This window comes from Hephaestia caeni (assembly GCF_003550065.1).
GTDB classification, from domain to species: Bacteria; Pseudomonadota; Alphaproteobacteria; order Sphingomonadales; family Sphingomonadaceae; genus Sphingomonas; species Sphingomonas caeni_A.
The window spans coordinates 628,954-650,366 of the sequence record NZ_QXDC01000004.1; the positions used below are offsets into that span (position 1 = coordinate 628,954).

Annotated in this window: 15 protein-coding genes; 12 read left to right on the forward strand and 3 right to left on the reverse strand. The window is 68.3% G+C overall.

Annotated features, from left to right (window positions below; all coding sequences use genetic code 11):
• Positions 1 to 8: 8 nt before the first annotated feature.
• From DFR49_RS17595 to DFR49_RS17640, 10 genes are all read left to right on the forward strand, one after another.
• Entirely contained in the window at positions 9 to 221 is a 213-nt protein-coding gene (locus DFR49_RS17595) for a hypervirulence associated TUDOR domain-containing protein (RefSeq protein WP_119036964.1), read from the forward strand.
• Between the two features lie 7 nt (positions 222 to 228).
• Entirely contained in the window at positions 229 to 759 is a 531-nt protein-coding gene (locus tag DFR49_RS17600; protein ID WP_119036965.1) for a DUF488 domain-containing protein, read from the forward strand.
• Positions 760 to 822: 63 nt separating this feature from the next.
• On the forward strand, positions 823 to 1,995 hold the full coding sequence (locus DFR49_RS17605) for an acetyl-CoA C-acetyltransferase (RefSeq protein WP_119036966.1): 1,173 nt from the start codon (positions 823 to 825) through the stop codon (positions 1,993 to 1,995).
• 40 nt (positions 1,996 to 2,035) lie between these two features.
• A complete protein-coding gene (locus DFR49_RS17610) occupies positions 2,036 to 3,688 on the forward strand; it encodes an FMN-binding glutamate synthase family protein (RefSeq protein ID WP_119036967.1) in 1,653 nt (550 codons plus the stop codon).
• Between the two features lie 62 nt (positions 3,689 to 3,750).
• Positions 3,751 to 6,123: an HAD family hydrolase gene (locus tag DFR49_RS17615; RefSeq protein ID WP_119036968.1), complete on the forward strand. Its 2,373-nt coding sequence runs from the start codon at positions 3,751 to 3,753 to the stop codon at positions 6,121 to 6,123.
• A gap of 56 nt (positions 6,124 to 6,179) precedes the next feature.
• Entirely contained in the window at positions 6,180 to 8,669 is a 2,490-nt protein-coding gene (locus DFR49_RS17620; protein WP_119036969.1) for a DegT/DnrJ/EryC1/StrS family aminotransferase, read from the forward strand.
• Positions 8,666 to 9,715, forward strand: a complete 1,050-nt coding sequence (locus tag DFR49_RS17625; protein ID WP_119036970.1) for a glycosyltransferase family 2 protein — start codon at positions 8,666 to 8,668, stop codon at positions 9,713 to 9,715. Before DFR49_RS17620 ends, DFR49_RS17625 begins: the two co-directional genes overlap by 4 nt.
• A gap of 79 nt (positions 9,716 to 9,794) precedes the next feature.
• Entirely contained in the window at positions 9,795 to 11,303 is a 1,509-nt protein-coding gene (locus DFR49_RS17630) for a tryptophan halogenase family protein (protein ID WP_119036971.1), read from the forward strand.
• A complete protein-coding gene (locus DFR49_RS17635; RefSeq protein ID WP_119036972.1) occupies positions 11,300 to 12,790 on the forward strand; it encodes an FAD-dependent oxidoreductase in 1,491 nt (496 codons plus the stop codon). Before DFR49_RS17630 ends, DFR49_RS17635 begins: the two co-directional genes overlap by 4 nt.
• Before the next feature lie 82 nt (positions 12,791 to 12,872).
• On the forward strand, positions 12,873 to 15,134 hold the full coding sequence (locus DFR49_RS17640; protein ID WP_119036973.1) for an NADP-dependent malic enzyme: 2,262 nt from the start codon (positions 12,873 to 12,875) through the stop codon (positions 15,132 to 15,134).
• A gap of 13 nt (positions 15,135 to 15,147) precedes the next feature.
• Here the strand turns inward: DFR49_RS17640 and DFR49_RS17645 are convergent, their stop codons facing one another.
• The 3 genes from DFR49_RS17645 to DFR49_RS17655 all read right to left on the reverse strand — a co-directional run bounded on the left by DFR49_RS17645 (position 15,148) and on the right by DFR49_RS17655 (position 18,883).
• Positions 15,148 to 16,596 (reverse strand): DUF4403 family protein, encoded by a 1,449-nt coding sequence (locus tag DFR49_RS17645; RefSeq protein ID WP_245968617.1) that lies wholly within the window; start codon positions 16,594 to 16,596, stop codon positions 15,148 to 15,150.
• Between the two features lie 101 nt (positions 16,597 to 16,697).
• Complete coding sequence (locus tag DFR49_RS17650) at positions 16,698 to 17,486, reverse strand: SDR family oxidoreductase (protein ID WP_119036975.1); 789 nt, start codon at positions 17,484 to 17,486, stop codon at positions 16,698 to 16,700.
• 251 nt (positions 17,487 to 17,737) lie between these two features.
• Positions 17,738 to 18,883 (reverse strand): acyl-CoA dehydrogenase family protein, encoded by a 1,146-nt coding sequence (locus DFR49_RS17655; RefSeq protein ID WP_119036976.1) that lies wholly within the window; start codon positions 18,881 to 18,883, stop codon positions 17,738 to 17,740.
• 225 nt (positions 18,884 to 19,108) lie between these two features.
• Here DFR49_RS17655 and DFR49_RS17660 point away from each other — a divergent pair, with 225 nt between their 5' ends.
• Both DFR49_RS17660 and DFR49_RS17665 read left to right on the forward strand, forming a co-directional pair.
• Positions 19,109 to 19,939, forward strand: coding sequence for an SDR family NAD(P)-dependent oxidoreductase (locus DFR49_RS17660; protein WP_119036977.1), 831 nt, complete (start codon positions 19,109 to 19,111; stop codon positions 19,937 to 19,939).
• Positions 19,936 to 21,399: an MFS transporter gene (locus DFR49_RS17665; RefSeq protein WP_119036978.1), complete on the forward strand. Its 1,464-nt coding sequence runs from the start codon at positions 19,936 to 19,938 to the stop codon at positions 21,397 to 21,399. Before DFR49_RS17660 ends, DFR49_RS17665 begins: the two co-directional genes overlap by 4 nt.
• Positions 21,400 to 21,413 lie beyond the last annotated feature (14 nt).

Consider the following 21,413-nt stretch of genomic DNA (forward strand, 5'->3'; position numbering starts at 1 on the left):
GAGGTTCCATGAGCCACGATTTCAAGGTCGGCGATCACGTTCGCTGGAATTCGGAGGCCGGGCACGTTTCGGGCACAATCCGCAAGGTCCACACGGCCGATTTCGATTACAAGGGCCATCGCCACCGCGCGTCGGCGGACGATCCGCAATATGAGATCAAAAGCGACAAGACCGATCACATCGCCGCGCACAAGGGCGGCGCGCTGACGCGGATCGACTGACGCGGGCGTGGCGCTGCCCTTCTACACGATCGGCCATTCGACGCTGACGATCGACGCGTTCGCCGAAGCGCTGCAAGCCGCCGGGGTGACGATGGTCGCCGACATCCGCACGGTGCCGCGATCGCGCACCAATCCGCAATTCAACGCCGATCGCCTGCCCGATAGCCTCGCCGCGTCCCAGATCGGCCATGCGCTGCTGCCCGCGCTGGGGGGATTGCGCGGCAAATCGCGCGACGTGCCGCCGGAGACCGACGCACTGTGGCGCAACGCGAGCTTCCGCAATTATGCCGATTACGCACAAGGGCGGGCGTTTGCCGAAGGGCTCGACCAACTGATCGCGCTGGGGCGCGAACGGCGCACCGCGATGATGTGCGCCGAGGCGGTGTGGTGGCGCTGCCACCGCCGGATCGTCGCCGACCATCTGATCGCGCGCGGCGAATCGGTGTTCCACATCATCGGCGGCCGGATCGAGCCCGCGACGCTGACCCCGGGCGCGCGCGTGGCGGCGAATCGCGTCACTTATCCGGCCGCTGCTTGAACCTACCAATTCGTCCGCGCTCGCCGTAAGGGAGGCGCAAATCACGCCAGTCGGAGACCACCCATGTCGGATATCGTCATCACCGCCGCCAAGCGCACCCCCGTCGGCAGCTTCCTCGGCGCGTTCGCGAGCGTGCCCGCGCACGAACTGGGCCGCGCCGCGATCGAAGCCGCGCTGGCGCAGGCGGTGGTTGCGGGCGACGAGGTGTCAGAGGTTATCCTCGGGCAGGTGCTCACCGCCGGGCAGGGGCAGAACCCCGCGCGGCAGGCGTCGATGGCCGCCGGCGTGCCCAAGGAAGTCCCCGCCTGGGGCGTCAACCAGGTGTGCGGCAGCGGGCTGCGCGCGGTCGCGCTGGCGGCGCAGGCGGTGGCGACCGGCGACGCCAGGATCGTGGTTGCCGGCGGGCAGGAGTCGATGTCGCTTTCGATGCACGCGCAGAATCTGCGCGGCGGCACCAAGATGGGCAATCTGAGCCTGGTCGACACGATGATCAGCGACGGGCTGACCGACGTGTTCAACGGCTATCACATGGGCATCACCGCCGAGAATCTGGCCGAGAAATATCAGATCACGCGCGGCGAGCAGGATGAATTCTCGGTAGCGTCGCAGAACAAGGCGGAGAAAGCCCGCGCCGACGGCCGCTTCAAGGACGAGATCGCGGCGGTGACGGTCAAGGGCCGCAAGGGCGACACGATCGTCGAGGATGACGAATATATCCGCAGCGGCGTGACGATCGACAGCGTCTCGGGCGTGCGCCCGGCGTTCAAGAAGGACGGCACCGTCACCGCCGCCAATGCCTCCGGCCTCAACGACGGCGCGGCAGCATTGGTGGTGATGACGCGCGCGGAAGCCGAGAAGCGCGGGAGCCCCATCCTCGCCACGATCAAAAGCTGGGCCTCGGCCGGCGTCGATCCGTCGATCATGGGGATCGGCCCGGTGCCCGCGAGCCGCCGCGCGCTCGAAAAGGCGGGCTGGGACATCGCCGATCTCGACCTGATCGAGGCCAATGAGGCGTTCGCCGCGCAGGCACTGTCGGTCAACAAGGAAATGGGCTGGGACGCGGACAAGATCAACGTCAACGGCGGCGCGATCGCGATCGGCCACCCGATCGGCGCGTCGGGCGCCCGCGTGCTGATCACCTTGCTCTACGAGATGCAGAAGCGCGACGCGAAGAAGGGCCTTGCGACCCTGTGCATCGGCGGCGGCATGGGCATCGCGATGTGCGTCGAGCGGTGAGCCGCGCGGTGACGAACGCGAGCCCGACGCGAGCGGAAGGTTGAGAGAACGGCGATCAGCGGGGCTCGGCGCCGGCCTGTTCACCGATCGGGCGCTGTCGCGCAACGTTTTGCTCTGGGCGTCGCCGGCGCTGACGATCGTGGTGCTGGCGCTGGCGGGCGCGAGGCATCGCTGGGTGTTGTGGGCGCTCGTCGTCACCCTCCCCGTCCTGCTGGTCGCGCTGGTCGATCTGTTCCAGCACGGCCATTCGCTGCGGCGCAACTATCCCGCCTCGGCGCGTTTCCGTTGGTTTTTCGAATGGCTGCGACCGTTCCTGCGCTCGTACATCGTCGAGAGCGATCTCGACGGGCGTCCCTACAGCCATGACGAGCGCGCGCTCGTCTACGCGCGCGCCAAGGGGCAGGAGGACGCGCATCCCTTCGGCACCGAACTCGACGTCTATTCGGGCGAATATGAGTGGCTGGCGCATTCGATTGCGCCCAATGCCGCCGCGCCCGCCGACAGCCGCGTGCTTGTCGGCAGCGACCAGTGCGACAAGCCCTATGCGGCGTCGCGGCTCAACATCTCGGCGATGAGCTTCGGCGCGCTCGGCGCCAACGCGATCGAGGCGCTCAACAAGGGGGCGAAGATCGGCGGCTTCTACCACGATACCGGCGAGGGCGGGCTGTCGCCCTATCATCTCAAGCACGGCGGCGATCTCGTGTGGGAGCTGGGCTCGGGCTATTTCGGCTGTCGCACGCTGGAGGGACGTTTCGATCCCGATCAGTTCGCGGACAAAGCCGCGATCGAGCAGGTCAGGATGACAGAGATCAAGCTGAGCCAGGGCGCCAAGCCGGGGCATGGCGGGCTGCTGCCGGGCGCCAAGGTCTCGGCTGAGATCGCTGCGACGCGCTGTGTGCCGCAGGGCGTGGATTGCCTGTCGCCGCCGGGCCATTCGGCCTTCTCCACCCCGATCGAATTGATCGAATTCGCCGCCAGGATGCGCGTGCTTTCGGGCGGCAAGCCGGTGGGGATCAAGCTGTGCGTCGGCTATCCGCACGAAGTGTTCGCGGTGATGAAGGCGATGCTGGAAACCGGCATCACCATCGATTTCATCGTCATCGACGGCGCCGAAGGCGGCACCGGCGCCGCGCCGACCGAGCTTTCGGATCGCGTCGGCATGCCGCTGCGCGAAGGGCTGATCATTGCGCGCAACGCGCTGGTGGGCGCGGGGCTGAAGGGCAAGGTCAGGCTCGCCGCCGCGGGCAAGGTCTCCTCGGGCGCGGCGATCGCGATGAACGCCGCGCTGGGCGCCGACTGGTGCAATGCCGCGCGCGCCTTCATGTTCTCGCTGGGCTGCGTGCAATCGATGCGGTGCCATACCGACACCTGCCCCACCGGGATCGCCACGCAATCGCCGGCGCGCCAGCGCGGGCTGGTGATCCCCGACAAGGCGGAACGCGTGGCGCGCTATCATCGGGCAACGGTGAACGCGCTCCACGAGATCGTCGTCGCGGCCGGGCTCGACAGCCCCGAACAACTCGATCCCGCGCATCTGCGCCAGCGCGTCAACGTCGCCGAGATGCGCGCGATGACCGACATCTATCCCTTCGTCGCGCCGGGCGAGCTGATCGACGGCGCGCGTGATGACCGGCTCGCTTTCTGGTGGAAGCAGGCGCAGGCCGACAGCTTCCGCCCGCGCGCAGTTGGTTAACGCTTTGGTTACCGTGATCGGAGGATAGCTATCCCCCTGAAACCGCCAGGGGGCCGGCCACCATGAAGATTTCCGTTCGCGCGCACGAAATTGCGACCCTGCTCGATCGCGCGCCCGCAGGCGTCACGATGCTGTCGCTCGATTGCTTCGACACGCTGTTGTGGCGCAACGTCCACGCGCCCAAGGACATCTTCACCGAGATCGCGATTCCCGGCGGCGGCGTCGAGCCCCGCGCCTGGGCGCAGGGCGGCTCACAGCGGCTCTCCTTCACGCACAACAAGACCTACGAAGTCTCGATCGAAGACATTTATCGCCGGCTGTACCGCTATGCCGACGACGAGCAGGTCGCGGCCGCCGTGGCGCACGAACTGTCGATCGAAGCGCGCCATTGCTATCCTTTCGCGCCCGTCGTCGCGCTGATGAAGGACGCCAAGGCGCGCGGCCTTCCGATCATCCTGGTGAGCGACACCTATCTTTCCGAAGCGCAGCTCCGCCAGTTGATCGAGGAAGCGGCCGGGCGCGAGATCATCGACATGGTCGACCGGGTGTTCGTCTCCTCCGAATATGGCCGGCCCAAGGTCGCCGGGTTGTTCGAGGATGTGATCGCTGCGCTCGGCGTGGCGCCCGAAACGATCCTGCATCTGGGCGATAACCGCGCCGCGGACCAGGACGGGCCGGCCAAGCTCGGCGTTGCCACCGCCCATTTCCGCCAGTTCGACGCCGATGCCGAGCAGCGCCTGCGGCTCGAGGCAGCCGCGGGCACGATGATCGATCCCGCCGTGCGACTGACGGTGCCCGCCTATCAGCCGCACCGCCCGCAGATCGCCTTGCGCCGTGACGACGATCCCGTCGTCGCGTTCGGCCACGATGTGATCGGGCCGGTGATGCACAGTTTCGCGACCTGGCTGAAGGCCGAGATCGACGAGATGTCGGCGCGGCTGGGCAAGCCCGTGCGGCCGCTGTTCATGATGCGCGACGGCTTCCTGCCGCTCAGGGTGTTCGAGGCGCTCTATCCCGATGCGGGTGCGCGCCCGATCGAACTCAGCCGCTTCGTCGCGGCGCGCGCGAGCCTGATGAATCAGGACGCGTTCGACCGCTTCATGACCGAACAGCTCGGCTGGATTCCGGTGAAAGCGCTCGCGCGCCAGCTCATGCTGTTCGAATCGGAAGTCGCCGGGCTGGTCAAGGACGTGCCCGGCCGCAACACCAAGCGCCATTTCAACAGGACCGTGCGCACCCCGCAATTTGTGCCCAAGATCCTCAAGCGTTCGGCCAAGGTGGCCGATCGGATGATGGCGCATCTCGCCGCCGCCGGGGTGAAGCATGGCGACGCGATCATGCTGGTCGATATCGGCTATAACGGCACCGTCCAGAACATGCTCGAGCCGTTGTTCGCGGCACGGATGAACCTCACCGTCGCCGGGCGTTACCTGTTCCTGCGCGAAGAATCGCTGAGCGGACGCGACAAGCGCGGCTTCATCGACGTGCGTCATTACGATTGCCGCACCGTGCACGCGCTGTCGAACTGCGTCGCGGTGATCGAGCAAGTGTGCAACGTCGCGCAGGGCTCGACGATCGACTATTCGGCCGACGGCACGCCGATCCGTGAGGATTCGGGGTTCAAGAGCCTTCAGAACGGGCTGCGCGACCAGATCCAGGACGCCTGCCTCGATTATGCGCGCGCGCCGCTGGCCGGTTTCCATCGCCAGCCGCAATCCGACGACGCCGAATCGCGCCGCCGCATGGCCGCGGCGATCCTCGCGCGGCTGATGTTCATGCCGATCGAATCCGAAGTCGCGCTGTTCGAACGCTTCGATCAGGACGTCAATCTCGGCACCAGCCAGATGATCAAGCTGCTCGATACCAACGAGGCGGCCGAAGGCCTGCGCCGCCGCGGACTCTCCTACGTCAACGAGACCGGCCGGATGTACGTGCCCGGCGAGATCCAGCGGCACGGGCTGCCGCTCAATATGTGCCTGTTCAGCGCGAGCCGTTTCGGGCTCGACATCCGCAGCAAGGATTTCGACGTCGGCGCGATCAAACTCCCTGTGATCCTCGCCGATGCGCGCGGCGAGACGGTGATGGATTTCGATGCCTTTCCCACCGCCGAGGGCTTCTATCGCATCCAGGTGCCGATCGGCGCGGGCAAATATACCGCCGCGATCCAGTTCGGCGCGCTGTGCGAATGGGTGCAGGTGCAGGATGCAAGCCTCCACAAGCTCGCCGAACTCGACCGCGATTGCCCGACGCCCGGCGCCACCGTCCCGACGGTGGCCGAGGGGATGCGCGCCGCCGCCGCCGGCCTGTACGAAGCCGAACCGCACGGTGTGCTGATCGCGCCGCCGCCGCGCGCGACCGAACCGCTCGTGCTCTGCGTCGTCTTCCGCCCGCTCAAGTGGCGTGAACAACGAGCAGCCGAGCGCGCCGCGGCGTAACGGCTTCTTAGGCGATGCGCGGATAGACCGGCGGAAACCATCTGCCGGACATCCGCATGACGCATTATCCCCTGATCGCCCCGCGCCCGCCCAAATTGAGCGAGCATCTCGACGCGCTGCGCCGCGTCGAACAATCGGGCATCTATTCGAACAACGGCCCCGAGGTGCGCGGCTTCGAGGCCGACGTGACCGAGCGGCTGTTCGGCGGCGCAGGCGCGAGCCTTGCGGTCGCCAACGCCACGCTGGGGCTGATGATCGCGATTCGCGAGGCGGCGACGCCGCGATTCGCGCCCGGCGCGCTCGCGCTGATGCCGGCGCTGACCTTCGCCGCGACCGCGCAGGCCGCCGAATGGGCGGGGCTGACACCGCTCATCGCCGATATCGATCCCGAAACCTGGAGCATCGATCCCGATATCGAGGAACGCCTGCTCGCGCTGCACGGGCGCAGGATCGCAGTGGTGGTGCCCTATGCCACCTTCGGCAACGCGATCGATCTCGACCGCTATGCATGGCTCCAGCGCCGCTACGAGGTCGGCGTGGTGATCGACGCCGCCTCGTCGCTGGGGACGATCGATGCAGCGGGCAAGGGCTTCGGCGCCGACGCGCCGTTCGCGACGGTATTTTCCATGCACGCGACCAAGACCTTCGCGGTCGCCGAGGGCGGGCTCGTCCATAGCGGCGACACGGGGCTGATCGACCGGCTGCGCGCGATGATCAATTTCGGGTTTCAGGGACAGCGCAGCGCGACGCTGCCGGGGCTCAACGCCAAGCTGCCCGAAGTGCTGGCGGTGATGGCACGCGCCAAGCTGGAGGAGATCGAGGCGGTGTGCGCGGGCCGCGCGGCGGTGGAAGCCGCGTATCGCGACGCGCTGGGCGACCGCTTCATGCTCCAGACGCCGCTGGGCACGCGCCGCGCGATCCAGTTCATGCCGGTGCTGCTGCCGGAGGCATTGGCGGGCAAGCGCGCCGCGATCGTCGACACGCTCGCGGCCGAGGGCGTGGGCTGCGGCCAGTATTTCAGCCCGCATCTGGGCGAGCAGCCGTGGTTCCGCGACACCGCGCTGATCGAGCCGACGCCAGTCAGCGATGCGGTCGCCGGGCGGATGCTGTCGCTGCCGGTCACCGACGCGATGACTGCCGACGACGCGCGGAGAATCGCGGCCACGCTGGCGCGCGCGTGCGATGCGCAGGCCGGCACCGCGCCGACCGCCGCGTATCCCACAGCACCCGCCATCGCCTCGCTGCTGGTGATCGGCGGCGGCCCGGCGGGCACCGCGTTGCTCGATGCGGCGACCAAACGCGGGCTGCTGCCCGATCTCGCCGCCTCGGGGCTGGTGATGGTCGAGCGCGACACCATGCTCGGCGGCGGGCGGCTGGGCCGTTACGGCATCAATTCGGACAGCACGGCGGAAACCTTCCTGTCGGCGATCAAGGACAATGTGCATCCCGAACTGGCCGATCTGATCGATCATCCGGCGGCGCGCGATGTCGCGCGCTATTCGGGCGCGCTCGGGGTGCCGCTGACGGTCGCCGGGCCGCTGATCCGCGCGATGGGCGAGCGGCTGGGCAGCCTCGTCGAGCGCCACGGCGGCACGCTGCTGACCGGGCATGAAGCGATCGAGGCGCGCCAGACCGGCGACGGCTTGTGGAATGTGCGGCTGCGGCGGCTGGCCGACGGCGCCGAGATCGAACAGCGCGCGCGCCATATCGCGATCGCGACCGGCGGACACCAGCCGCTCGATCGTCTCGCGCAGCAACAGGTGGCGGGCGCGCCGCTCGTCGCCAGCGCCGGCGACCGGCTGATCCAGTCGGACGAAGTGCTCGGCGTCGACGGTTACGCCCGCATCGCCGATCTGCTCGGCGGCAAGCGCGATCCCCGCGTCGTCGTGATCGGCGGCTCGACCAGCGCGATCGCGACGATCGCCCTGCTGCTCAAGAGCAGCCCCGCGATTCCCTGGGGCCCGCAGGCAATCACCCTGCTCCACCGCCGCGCCTTGCGCCCCTTTTACCCGACCCCCGAGGCGGCGCATGAGGAAGGCTTCACCGATTTCGGCCCCGATGACATCTGCCCGGTCTCGGGCTTCGTCTATCGTCTCGCAGGCTTTCGGCTCGAAGCGCGCGAACTGGTACTCAGGATGATGCGGGTCGACGGCCGCACCCCCGAGCCGCGCGTGCGCTTCCACCGGATCGCGGGCGACGATGCCGAGGCGCGGGGCCATCTCGCCGAGGCCGATCTGGTGATCGCCGCGATGGGCTATCGCCCGCGCGTGCTGCCGCTCAGCGACGCGAACGGCGATCCGATCGATCTTGCCGCGCATCATGACGCCGCGATGGTCGACAAGCATTGCCGCATCGTCGGCGCCGACGGGCAGCCGATCGCGAACGCCTTCGGGATCGGGCTCGCCGCCGGGTTCGTGCCCTGGGGGCCGATGGGCGGCGAAAAGAGCTTCGTCGGCCAGGCCAACGGGCTGTGGCAATGGCAGAACGACGTCGGGCTGATGATCGTCGATCAGGTGCTTGGGCAGAGCGCCCGCGCGGTGGCATGAACACGCCCACCGTCAGCGTGATCATGGCGGCGTATAACGGCGCCGCGCTGTTGCCCGAAACGCTCGCCAGCCTGCAGGCGCAGACCTTCGGCGATTTCGAACTGATCGTCGTCGACGATCGCTCGCCCGACGCCACGCTGGCCTTGCTCCACGGCTGGTCCGATCACCGCATCCGCGTGATCGCGGCCGCGGAGAATCAGGGACCGGTCAAGACGCGCAACCGCGCCTTCGCCGAGGCGCGCGGGCGCTATATCGCCGCGCTCGACCAGGACGATATCTGCCTGCCCGATCGGTTCGCGCGGCAGGTCGCCTATCTCGACGCCAACCCCGACGTGGTGCTGGTGGGCAGTGCGGCAGGCACCTTGTGCGACGGCGTGACGCGGCCTTCGACGCACGAACCCGTCACCACGCCGCTGCTCGTCGAATGGATGATGCGGATCCGCAATCCTCTGGTCTGGTCGTCGGTGATGCTGCGCGGCGACGCGGCGCGGCGGCTCGATCCGTTCACCCGGCCCGAGATTCTCTATGCCGAGGATTTCGATCTCTATCACCGCCTCGCCCCGTTCGGCCGGATCGCGCGGATCGACGAGGAATTGCTGCTCTATCGCGTCCACGAGGGCGGCGCCTCGCAGCGGTATCATGATACGATGATCGCCAGCGCGACGCGCGTGCTTGCCGAGGCGCATCGCCCCGCGCTGGGCGACGCGGCGGCCGGGGTCGCCGATCTGCTCGCGCGGCATGTAATGGCGGGCGATCCGGTGCCCGACCGCGCGACGCTGATCACGCTCGGGCAAACGATCCGGTCGCTCCAAGAAAGCTTCATCACCGAACGCGGCGCGCACGCCGACGATCTCGCGCTGATCCGCTGGGAAACCGCGCGGTTGTGGGGCCGGATCGGGCGCGCGGCGCTGCGATCGGGGGCGATTCGTATCGGCGACGCGATCGCGGCGCGGCCCGACCATATGGGGCTGGGCTATGCGCGCGCCGACGAGATCGTCCTCTCCCGCCTCATCGGCGGCGCTCGGGGGCTGCGGCGCGCCGGTTGACCGATACGAGGTAGCGCAACCATAACGGCTTGCACCCGACCCTCGCGCTGGCGCACAACGGGCAGCGAGGGAGGCATGAATGACCGAGCGCGCGACGCGGGTCGTGATTCTGGGGGGTGGCACCGCGGGCTGGATGACGGCCGCCGCGATCGCGCGCCTGTTGCCGCAGGTCGAGCTGCGGCTGATCGAATCGGCGGACATCGGCATCGTCGGCGTCGGCGAGGCGACGCTGCCGCATTTGCGCGCCTTCGTCGAAACGCTCGGCATCGACGAGGCCGAGTTCATGCGCACCACCAGCGCGACCTACAAATTGGGGATCGCGTTCGAGGGGTTCGGGCGGATCGGCGCCACCTATACGCACCCCTTCGGCGGCTTCGGCAGCGACCTCGCCGGCGTCGGCTTCCATCATTACTGGCGGCGGATGCACGCCGCGGGGCGCGCGCGCGACATCGGCGCCTATTCGTATCCGGTCGTGCTCGCCGCCGCGCGCAAGTTCGCGCGGCCGACCCCCGACGGCGATCCGATCACCTCGACCTATGGCTATGCCTATCAGTTCGATGCGACGCGCTTCGCCCCCTATCTGCGCGATTATGCGATCGCGCGCGGCGCGGTGCGCACCGAGGGCAAGGTGGTGCGTGTCGAGCAGCATCCCGAAACCGGCGACGTCACCGCGCTCCACCTCGAATCGGGCGAGGCGGTGACCGGCGATCTGTTCATCGATTGCTCGGGGTTTCGCAGCCTGCTGCTCGGCGACACGCTCAAAACGCCGTGGGAGGATTGGTCCCACTGGCTGCCGTGCGACCGCGCCGCCGCGCTGCCGTGCGAATCGCCCGAAGGCGACATCGAGCCGCTGACGCGCGCGATCGCGATGCCCTTCGGCTGGCGCTGGCGGATCCCGCTCCAGCACCGCGTCGGCAACGGCTATGTCTATTCGAGCGCCCACCTGTCCGACGACGACGCGTGCGCGGCGATCGTCGGCGCGGTCGAGGGCAAGCCGATCGCGTCCCCACGCGTGCTGCGCTTCCGCGCCGGGCGGCGGCGGCTGGGCTGGGTCAAGAATGTGGTCGCGATCGGGCTGTCGTCGGGGTTTCTCGAACCGCTCGAATCGACCAGCCTCTATCTCGCGCAAGCCGCGATCACGCAGTTGATCGAATTGTTCCCGGAAGACGGCCGTTCGACCGATGCCGATCGCGACGAATTCAACCGCGTGATCGACCTCGAACACGACCGCATCCGCGATTTCCTGATCCTCCATTATCACGCCACCACGCGCGACGATTCGGATTTCTGGAACCACGTCCGCACGATGCGCGTGCCCTACAGCCTGCACGAGAAGATCGCGATGTTCCGCGCCTCGGGCCGCGTCGCCAGATATACCAAGGGACTGTTCCTCGAACCGAGCTGGGTCGCGGTCTATCTGGGGCAAGGCATCATCCCCGAGCGCTGGGACCAGCGCGCCGATCTCGCCGACGAAGCACAGCTCGATCGTGCGCTGGCCGGGCTCGACCGCGCGCTCGGCGCGGCGGCGGCGCGCACCCCGGGCCACCGTGAGGCGCTTGCCGCGCACCATGCCGGAGCGCCTGCATGAGCGATGGAGCGATTCGCGGCATCGCGATCCTCGGCGGCGGGATCGTCGGGCTGTCGGCGGCATGTGCCTTCGCGCGCGCGCTGCCGGCGACGCGTGTGACGCTGATCGCGACCCCGCCCGATCCGGCGTCGCTCGCCGATCGCGCGCTGGCGACATGGCCCGGCATCGCGCGTTTCCACGAGGCGATCGGGCTCGATGAGCCGGGGTTGCTGCGTCACGCGGGCGCCACCCACCGGCTGGGCATCGCGTTCACCGGCTGGTCGGCCGACGGCACCGGCTGGCTCGCTTGCTTCGGCGCGCATGGTCCGCGCGACCAGGCGGGATTCCACCAGCATTGGCTGATCGCGCGGCGCGCGGGCGATACGACGCCCTTCCACGCCTATGCGCCTGCTGCCGCGCTGGCGGCCGCAGGGCGGATGGCGCCGCCGAGCGACGACCCCGCCTCACCGCTCGCCGATATCGATCATGCGTTGCGGTTCGACCCCGCCGCTTATACCGCGCAGCTCGCCGGGCTCGCACGGCACCTGCGCGTCGAAACCGTCGCCGGCGTACCGGGCGATATCGAGCGGCGCGCGGACGGCGGCGTCGCCGCGCTCGTCCTCGACGACGGCCGCCGGATCGAGGCCGATCTGTTCGTCGATGCCGGCGGCCCGGCCGCGCCACTCCTGTCGATGCTCGACGACGCGTTCGAGGACTGGCGCGACACATTGCCGTGCGACCGGCTGCTGATCGCCGAGCCGCAACCGCCCGCGCTCGGCCTCGTCGACGAACGGCACGCGACCGATTGCGGCTGGTGGTGGCTCGCCCCCGGACGCGCGCGAACCGATGTCGGGCTTGCCTATTGCGCGGCGCTGACCACGGACGACGCGGCGGCCCGCGTGCTCGAGGCCGAGGCGCACGCCCGCCCGCAGGCGCGCCTCACGCTCCGCCCCGGCCGCCGCCCGCGAAGCTGGATCGGCAACGTGGTCGCGATCGGCGACGCGGCGGCGGTGCTCGATCCGCTTGCGGGCGCCAGCCTCACGCTGGCACACGAAGCGATCCTGCGCGCGATCGATCTGCTTCCCGATCGTTCGATGCCGCCCGCGCTGATCGCCGAGTTCAACCGCCGCACCGCCGACCACCATGCGCGCGCACGCGATTTCACCGCCGCGCATTATGTCGCGAGCGGGCGGCGATCGGGGGATTTCTGGCGGGCGATCGAGGGCCGCGCGCGGCCCGAAAGCCTTGCGATCACGCTTGATCAGTTCGCGGGGCGAGGCCACCTCCCCCATTTCGAGGAAGAACTCGCCACCGCCGACGATTGGCGGGCGTTGCTGCTCGGCCTGGGGATGAACCCCGCGCACGGCGACCCCGCCGCGCAGGCGATGCCCGCCGACCGGCGTACCGCGATGCTGCGCGCCGCGCGCGACCGCGCGGCATCGGCGCCGGGGCTCGCGCTGCCCTATCGTGAATTCTATGCACGCACGATTGATGCACGGCCGGGGTGACGCGACGAAAAACGGTGCGTAAAGACCGACGATAGACCAGATGAGCGACGTACCCGATACCCGCTCGAGGAAGAGGATTTAGATGGCCGACGATTCGAACGTCCAGTTTTCCGAGCGCGAGGCGCTGCTGTTCCATTCGGAAGGGCGGCCCGGCAAGATCGAGATCATCGCCTCCAAGCCGATGGCGACCCAGCGCGATCTCGCGCTCGCCTATTCGCCCGGCGTCGCGGTGCCGGTGCAGGCGATCGCCGACGATCCCGCCAAGGCCTACGATTATACCGCCAAGGGCAATCTGGTCGCGGTGATCTCGAACGGCACCGCGATCCTGGGCATGGGCAATCTCGGCGCGCTCGCCTCCAAGCCGGTGATGGAAGGCAAGGCGGTGCTGTTCAAGCGCTTCGCCGACGTCGACGCGATCGACCTCGAACTCAAGACCGAGGATGTCGATCGCTTCATCGACGCGGTCGAATTGCTCGAACCGAGCTTCGGCGGGATCAACCTCGAAGACATCAAGAGCCCCGAATGCTTCATCATCGAGCAGACGCTTCGGGAACGCATGAACATCCCGGTGTTCCATGACGACCAGCACGGCACCGCGATCATCGCCGCCGCCGGGCTGATCAACGCGCTCCACCTGACAGGCCGCAGCATCAAGGACACCAACGTCGTGATGAACGGCGCGGGTGCCGCCGCGATCGCGTGCGCCGAGTTGATCAAGGCGATGGGGCTGCCCAGCGACCGGCTCCTGATGTGCGACCGCACCGGCGTGGTCTACGAAGGCCGCGAAGACGACATGAACCAGTGGAAGTCCGCGCACGCCGTGCGGACCGAAAAGCGCAGCCTCGCCGACGCGCTCGACGGCGCCGACGTGTTCATGGGGCTGTCCGCCGCCGGCGCGCTGCCCGCCGACCTGCTCAAGACGATGGCGCCCAAGCCGATCGTGTTCGCGATGGCCAATCCCGATCCCGAGATCAGCCCGCCCGAGGCCAAGCGTGCGCGGCCCGACGTCATCATCGCCACCGGCCGGTCGGATTATCCCAACCAGGTCAACAATGTGCTCGGCTTCCCGTTCATCTTCCGCGGCGCGCTCGACGTGCGCGCGACGGGGATCAACGATGCGATGAAGATCGCCGCGGCCGAAGCGCTCGCCGCGCTGGCACGCCAGCAGGTGCCCGAGGAAGTCGCGCTCGCTTACGGCACGCAGCACAGCTTCGGGCCCGAATATATCATCCCCGCGCCGTTCGATCCGCGGCTGATGGAGGAAATCCCGGTCGCGGTCGCGCAGGCGGCGATGGATTCGGGCGTCGCGACCAAGCCGATCACCGACATGGAGGCCTATCGCGAGACGCTGCGCGGGCGGCTGAACCCCACCACCGCGGTGCTCAGCCTCGCCTATGAAGGCGCGCGGGCAAAGCCCAAGCGCGTCGTCTTCGCCGAAGCCGAAGAAGAAGTGGTGCTGCGCGCGGCGATCGCGTTCCGCGAGGGCGGCTACGGCACGCCGGTGCTGGTCGGGCGCGACGACGTCTACCAGCGGCTGGCGGCGCTGGGGGTCGACGACCCCCACAGCTACGAACTGCACAACAGCCGCCATTCGCCGCTGGTGCCCCGGATGGTCGATTTCCTCTACGACCGGCTCCATCGCCGCGGCTATCTGCGCCGCGATTGCGAGCGGATGGTCAACCAGGACCGCAACATCTTCGGCAGCCTGCTGCTCCAGCTTGGCGAGGGCGATGCGATGATCACCGGCATCACGCGCACCTTCGCGCGCACGATGCGCGAGCTGAAGCGCGTGATCGATCCCGCGCCGGGGCGCACCCCGTTCGGCATCCACATCCTGGTCGGCCAGAGCCACACCGTCTTCATCGCCGACACGACGATCAACGAGCGCCCATCGGCGAACGAACTGGCCGACATCGCCGAGCAGACCGCGCAGGTCGCGCGGCGGATGGGCCACGAGCCACGCGTCGGCTTCCTGAGCTATTCGACCTTCGGCAACCCCGAGGGCAAATGGCTCGAGAATCTGCGCCAGGCGGTGCATGTGCTCGAAGAACGCAAGGTGAGCTTCGAGTTCGAGGGCGAAATGGCGCCCGACGTGGCACTCAACCCGCGCCAGCTTGCCAATTATCCGTTCGCGCGGCTTTCCGGCCCGGCCAACGTGCTGATCATGCCGGGGCTGCAATCGGCCAACATCTCGGCCAAGCTGCTGCGCGAACTGGGCGGCGATTCGATGATCGGGCCGATGTTGATCGGCATGGAAAAGTCGATCCAGATCGCCCCGATGACGTCGAGCGCGAGCGAACTGGTGACGCTGGCGGTGCTCGCCGCAGGGGGCATGGCGGGCTGAGGGCGCCCCATCCTCAGCGCTCGGGCCGGTATGTCACTCGCACGTCGCCGCTGACGCGAACGGGGAGGTACAGCCCCGCGCCATGCGCCTGGATAACGCCGGTCTCGACAGTGCCGAGATCGGCGTGGATGACGAAATCGCCGACGCGCTTGGCATCGATCGCGCGACCGATCTTGCCGAGCAGCTCCTGATAATCGCCGGTGAAGTTCTGGCCGAGCGCCTCGGCGATCAAGGCGGCAACGCCGGGGCTGTTGCCCAGCCGCACCAACAGATCGCCCGCCATCCCGTCGGTATCGCCAGTCACCACGAGATCGCTGAAGCGCACCTTCGCCGAACCGGGCGCGTTGACCGGCCGGGCGGCGAGCCAGATCACGCCGCGGGTCTCGCCGATATCGCCCGAGACGGGGCGTGCAGCAAGCGCCAGCCCCACCGCGATGCGGCCGCTGGTGGTGCCGTAAGCGGTCACCTTGTCGAACCGCGCCGTCACCGGGCCGATCCCGGGCACCTCGAAAGGCCGCGCGGCGCGCCTGGTGAGCGCGCGCAGGATCACCGGCTCGAGCTGGGCGTAATCGGCGACGACGGGGATGAAGAACCGTAGCCGCCCCGCGTCGCTCGAGCGCGTCATCGGCGGCAGCGGGGTCGCGGCCGGATCGGCGGGGCGCGGGCCGACGAAGGTTTCGGTCGCCGCTTCGAGCGTGACGTTGAGCCGCAGCCGTTTGCCGTCGAGCGTATAGCCCGCATAGGACAAGGCGCGCGGCGTGATGCGCGCCCAGACGGGCGGGTTCTCAGCATTGAGATCGATCGAGGTGAACGCCTGCCGCCACAGATGATCGAGCTTGCTGCGCACGTCGAGCCTGGCAAGGTCGCGCGGCAGCGATCGTTCGAGATCGCGCACCACCGGGCGCAGCTTTTCGTCCGCCTGATCGGTGAAGGTGATGCGCTGGCCGAGGAAATCGATGCCGGGCGGGCGCGTCCAGTCATAGGACAGGTCAACGGTCGCGCGCGGCTGCCAATCGGCGGTGAGATCGAGCGTGATCCGCGCGTGCGCCATCGCCGCGCCGGTCGCGGTCTCGCCCTTGAGCACGCCGCCGACGTCGCGCGCGCTGATTTGGGCACGGATCGGCAGATCGGCGACGATCACTTTCCCCTTGCCGTGCAGCCGCACCGGCCCGCGCGTTACCGTGCCGACGATCGTGCAGCCGATCTCGGGCGTCACCTTCACCCGCTTGCCGAACAGCTTGACGCGCTGGGGGGCGATGCAGCGATCGACATGGCGGTTGATCGTCCACAAGGTTTTGGGCACCGCGCGTTCGATCGCGCGCGTCAGCATCGCCGCATCAGCGTCGATCGGCACCGCGATGATCGAGCTTTCAGGCGGGATCGCGGGCGCGTCATGCGCGCGCGGCGGCGGCTCGACCGGGGCGGGTCGTGAGCAGCCCGCCAGCGCGGCCGCGAGCGCCATCGCGAACGCCCGCCTTCCTTCCACGCCGCATCGCGCCCCGTTCATCCGGCTCGTCCCCGATTCGGACATGCGCCTTTCCGATAACGCCGCCGATTCAACGCCTAGGCGTCGATCGACGTTCCCAGCGCGGCGTTGACCAGCCCGCCATCGACCGTGATCGTGGTGCCGACGACGTAATCGCCGGCGCGGGCCGCGAGGTAGATCGCGGCACCCGCCATATCCTCCGCGATGCCGATCCGACCGGCGGGAATCCGGCGCGCCACCTCGTCGCCATGATCGCGCGCGGCGCGGTTCATCTCGCTCGCGAACGCGCCGGGTGCGATCGAGGTAACGTGGATGCCGTCCCCCGCGAGCCGCGCCGCCATCCGCTTGGTGAGCTGGATCAGCGCCGCCTTCGACGCCTGATAGCTATAGGTTTCCCACGGATTGAGCCGGATTCCGTCGATCGAGCTGATGTTGATGACCTTGGCCGGGCGATCCGCGCGCGCGGCCGCCTTCAACGCCGTATGGAGCGCCTGCGTCAGGAAGAAAGGCGATTTGACGTTGAGGTCCATCACCTTGTCCCACCCTTTTTCGGGGAAATCCTCGAACGGTTCTCCCCAGGCGGCGCCGGCATTGTTGACGAGCACGTCGAGCTTGTTCTCATGCTCGGCGAGTTGCGCGGCGAGCGCCTTGCACCCCGCAACGGTCGACACGTCCTGCGGCAGCGCGACGCACTTCCCGCCCAGTTCCTTCGCCGCCGCGATACAGGCATCGGCCTTGCGCGACGAGATGTAGACCGTCGCGCCTTGCGCGAGAAACCCCGCCGCGATCATCCGGCCGATGCCGCGACTGCCCCCGGTGACGAGCGCGACGCGGCCGTCGAGGCGAAACAGGCTGGTGGTATCCATCAATACTCTCTCCCAAAATCGTCACCCCGGCGCAGGCCGGGGTCTTTCCGTTGCTGGAGATGCCAGCCTTCGCCGGCATGACAACACTGCCTAGTATGGTGGAACTGAAGTTCGTGGTATCATGGCCGTCATGCTGAACTTGTTTCAGCATCCATTCCTCCCCGTTCGGCGTCGTCGCTTGCGGCACGATGGACCCTGAAACAAGTTCAGGGTGACGGCTCTGGATTGTGGCGAACTTCAGTTCCAGGTGACTAGCTCCCGCGTTTCATCGTCTCGCGCGCGATGACGAGCTGCTGGATCTGGCTGGTGCCTTCGTAGATGCGGAACAGCCGCACGTCGCGATACAGCCGCTCGATGCCGTGATCGGCGATATAGCCCGCGCCGCCGAACACCTGCACGGCGCGATCGGCGACGCGGCCGACCATCTCGCTCGCGAAATATTTGGCCGCCGCCGATTCGAGCACGACGTCCGCACCCTCGTCCTTCTTCGCCGCGGTTTCGAGCACCAATGCCCGCGCGGCCAGCGCCTCGGTCTTCGAATCGGCCACCATCGCCTGAATCAACTGATGCTCGGCGATCGGCTTGGCGAACTGCTTGCGCTCGCCCGCATAGGCAACGCAATCGGCGATCAGCCGCTCGGCCACGCCGACGCATACCGCCGCGATGTGCAGCCGCCCGCGATCGAGCACGCGCATCGCGATCCTGAACCCCTCGCCCTCCGCCCCCAGCCGATTAGCGGCGGGCACGGGCACGTCGTCGAACAGCACATCGGCGACCTTGGCGCCGCGCTGGCCCATCTTCTTTTCGGGCGCGCCGATCGACACGCCCGGCAGGTCACGCGGCACGAGGAAGGCAGAGACGCCGCGCGCGCCGGGATCGTCGCCGGTGCGCGCCATCACGGTGAACAGATCGGCCTTGTCGGCATTGGTGATGAAGCGCTTGGTGCCGGTGAGGCGATAGACCTCGCCATCCCGCACCGCGCGCGTCTTTACCGCGCCCGAATCGCTGCCGACATCGGGTTCGGTGAGCGCGAAGCTGGTGATGATCTCGCCGCGCGCGATGCCGGGCAGCCACGCAGCCTTCTGCGCGTCGGTCCCCGCCATCACGAGCCCCTGGCTGCCGATCCCGACATTGGTGCCGAAGGTCGATCGGAAAGCGGGCGTGGTGCGGCCGAATTCGATTCCGACGCGCGCCTCCTCGGCCATCGTCAGCCCCAGCCCGCCATAATCCTCGGCGATCGACAGCCCGAACAGGCCGAGCCCGCGCATCTCCGCGACGATCGCCTCGGGCACCGCGTCATCGGCCTCGACCTGCGCCTCGAGCGGCCGCAACCGCTCGGCGACGAACCGCCGCACGGTATCGATCAGCGCATCGAAGGTTTCGGGATCGAGCGGCATGTATCTCTCCGACGTCATGCCGGACTTGTTCCGGCATCCAATTCTCCACTTGCCCCGACCTCATCGAGTCGCGGCTCCTTGGACCCCGGAACAAGTCCGGCGTGACGGTTAAAGATCAGGCGCCACCAGAGCAAGCCCCGAAAACCTACCCGAAATTCCAAAGTGCGCAATTGACGCCCCTCTCATGCGGCTTATGCTGCGCACAAAATGAGGATGGAGAGCGGGATGCGCTTTGCGGGCAAACGAGCGGTCGTAACCGGCGGCGCATCGGGAATAGGCCGTGCGACCGCGCTTCGTCTGGCCGAGGAAGGCGCCGAAGTGCTGATCGGCGACGTCGATGAAGCAGGCGGCGGCGCGCTCGCGCAAGGCTCGGGCGGGCGCATCGCCTTCCAGCGTACCGATGTCACGAAAGTCGACGACATCGCCGCCCTGGTCGCCGCGGCCGATGCCGCGGGCGGGCTCGACATCATGGTCAACAATGCCGGCGCGGGCGGCGCGCGCGATCCGATCGACACGATCAGCGCCGACGATTGGGATCGCACGCAGGCACTGCTGCTGCGCTCGGTGGCGATGGGCATCCGCCACGCCGCACCGTTGATGGCGGCGCGCGGGGGTGGCGCGATCGTCAACACCTCGAGCGTGTCGGCGCTGGGCAGCGGCTATGCCCCCACCGCTTATTCGACCGCCAAGGCAGGCGTGCTCCACCTCACCAAGATGGCTGCCGCCGATCTCGCGCAGCACCATATCCGCGTCAACGCGGTGGTGCCCGGCTTCATCGCGACCAACATCTTCACCGCTTCGCTCGGCATCGCGGGCGCGGCGCAGCAACAGGCCAATGCGATGATCGCCGCGGGCGCCGCCAAGGCGCAGCCGATCCAGCGCACCGGTACGCCCGAAGACGTGGCCGCCGCGATCGCCTTTCTCGCCAGCGACGATGCGTCGTTCATCACCGGCACCTCGATCCTCGTCGACGGCGGGCTGACGATCGGCCCGCGCCATAGCTGGGATCCCGACACGCCCTCGCTGTTCGCCGCGCTGGAAGCCTTCGCCAAATGAGCGCCGCCAGCGCGACCCCCGCGCCGCGCCGGGTCAGCAATTCGACGACCTTCGCTTATGCCGTCGGCGCCGCTGCCTACGGGATCAAGGATTCGGGCTTCGGCACCTTCCTGCTGCTGTTCTACAATCAGGTGGTCGGGGTGGCGCCGGGGACGGTGGGCTTCATCATCATGTGCGCGCTGGTGTTCGATGCGTTCATCGATCCCGCGGTGGGCGCGCTATCCGATCGCACGCGCAGCCGCTGGGGGCGGCGCCATCCGTGGATGTATGCCGCCGCGCTGCCGATCGCGATCGGCTGGCTGCTGCTGTGGAACCCGCCCGAAATGTCAGATGGGCTCACCTATGTCTGGCTGTTCGTCACCGCGGTGCTCGTGCGCTCGGCGGTGTCGTGCTACGAAGTGCCGTCGCAGGCGCTGACCCCCGAGCTGACCTCGGATTACGACGAGCGCACGCGGATCACCGCATGGCGCTATCTGCTCGGCTGGGCGGGTGGCCTCATCATGCTGCTGCTCGCCTATCAGGTGTTCCTCACCCCGCGCCCCGGTTACGAGAACGGCCTGCTGCGCGCGGGCGGCTATCACGAAATGGCGCTGGTCGCCGCGGCGCTGATGGTGGTCGCGATCCTGTTTTCGGCGATCGGCACGCATCGCGAGATCAAGCGGCTGCCGCGCCCGGTGATCGAGCGCCAGAGCTTCACCGGCCATTTCCGCGAGCTGGCGCAGACGATGAAGAACCGCGCCTTCCTCGTCCTGATTCTCGCCGGCATGTGCGTCTACACCAACCAGGGCATCGGCTACGCGCTGTCCAACTATCTCTACAGCTTCGTCTGGGAATTCAGCGGCCGGACGTTCGCGATGCTGCCCTTCGCGCTGTTCGGCGGGGTGATCTGCGCGTTCGTGATCGCCCCCCTGATCGGCCGCCGGACGAGCAAGCCCAAGGCCGCCGTCTGGCTGGTGGCGGCCAATGTCGTATTCCTGACGATCCCTTATTGGCTACGGCTGGCGGGCGCCTTCCCCGAGGTCGGCTCGCCCCTGCTGGTGCCGCTGCTGTTCGCCCTGATCGTCGTCCACACCGCGTGCAGCGTCTCGGCGTTCATCCTCGGCGCGTCGATGATGGCCGATGTCGTCGAGGAATCGGAAGCGCGCACCGGGCGGCGCAGCGAGGGCGTGTTCTTCGCCGGATCGTTCTTCGTCCAGAAATGCACCTCGGGGATCGGCATTTTCTGCGCCGGGCTGATGCTGCAATTCGCGCACTTCCCGCAGGGGGCGCATCCGGGCCAGGTGCCGGTGGCGACGCTCGATCGGCTGACGTTGATCTATGCCGGCGCCTATGTCGTGCTCGGGCTGGCGGCGGCGTATCTGTTCACGCGCTTCCCCTTCGGCCGCGCCGAACACGAAGCCCGCCTCGCCCGCATGGCCGCGAGCGCGGAAGCCGAGGGCGCACCGCACGCGGGGGCGTGAGCGCCTAACCGAAC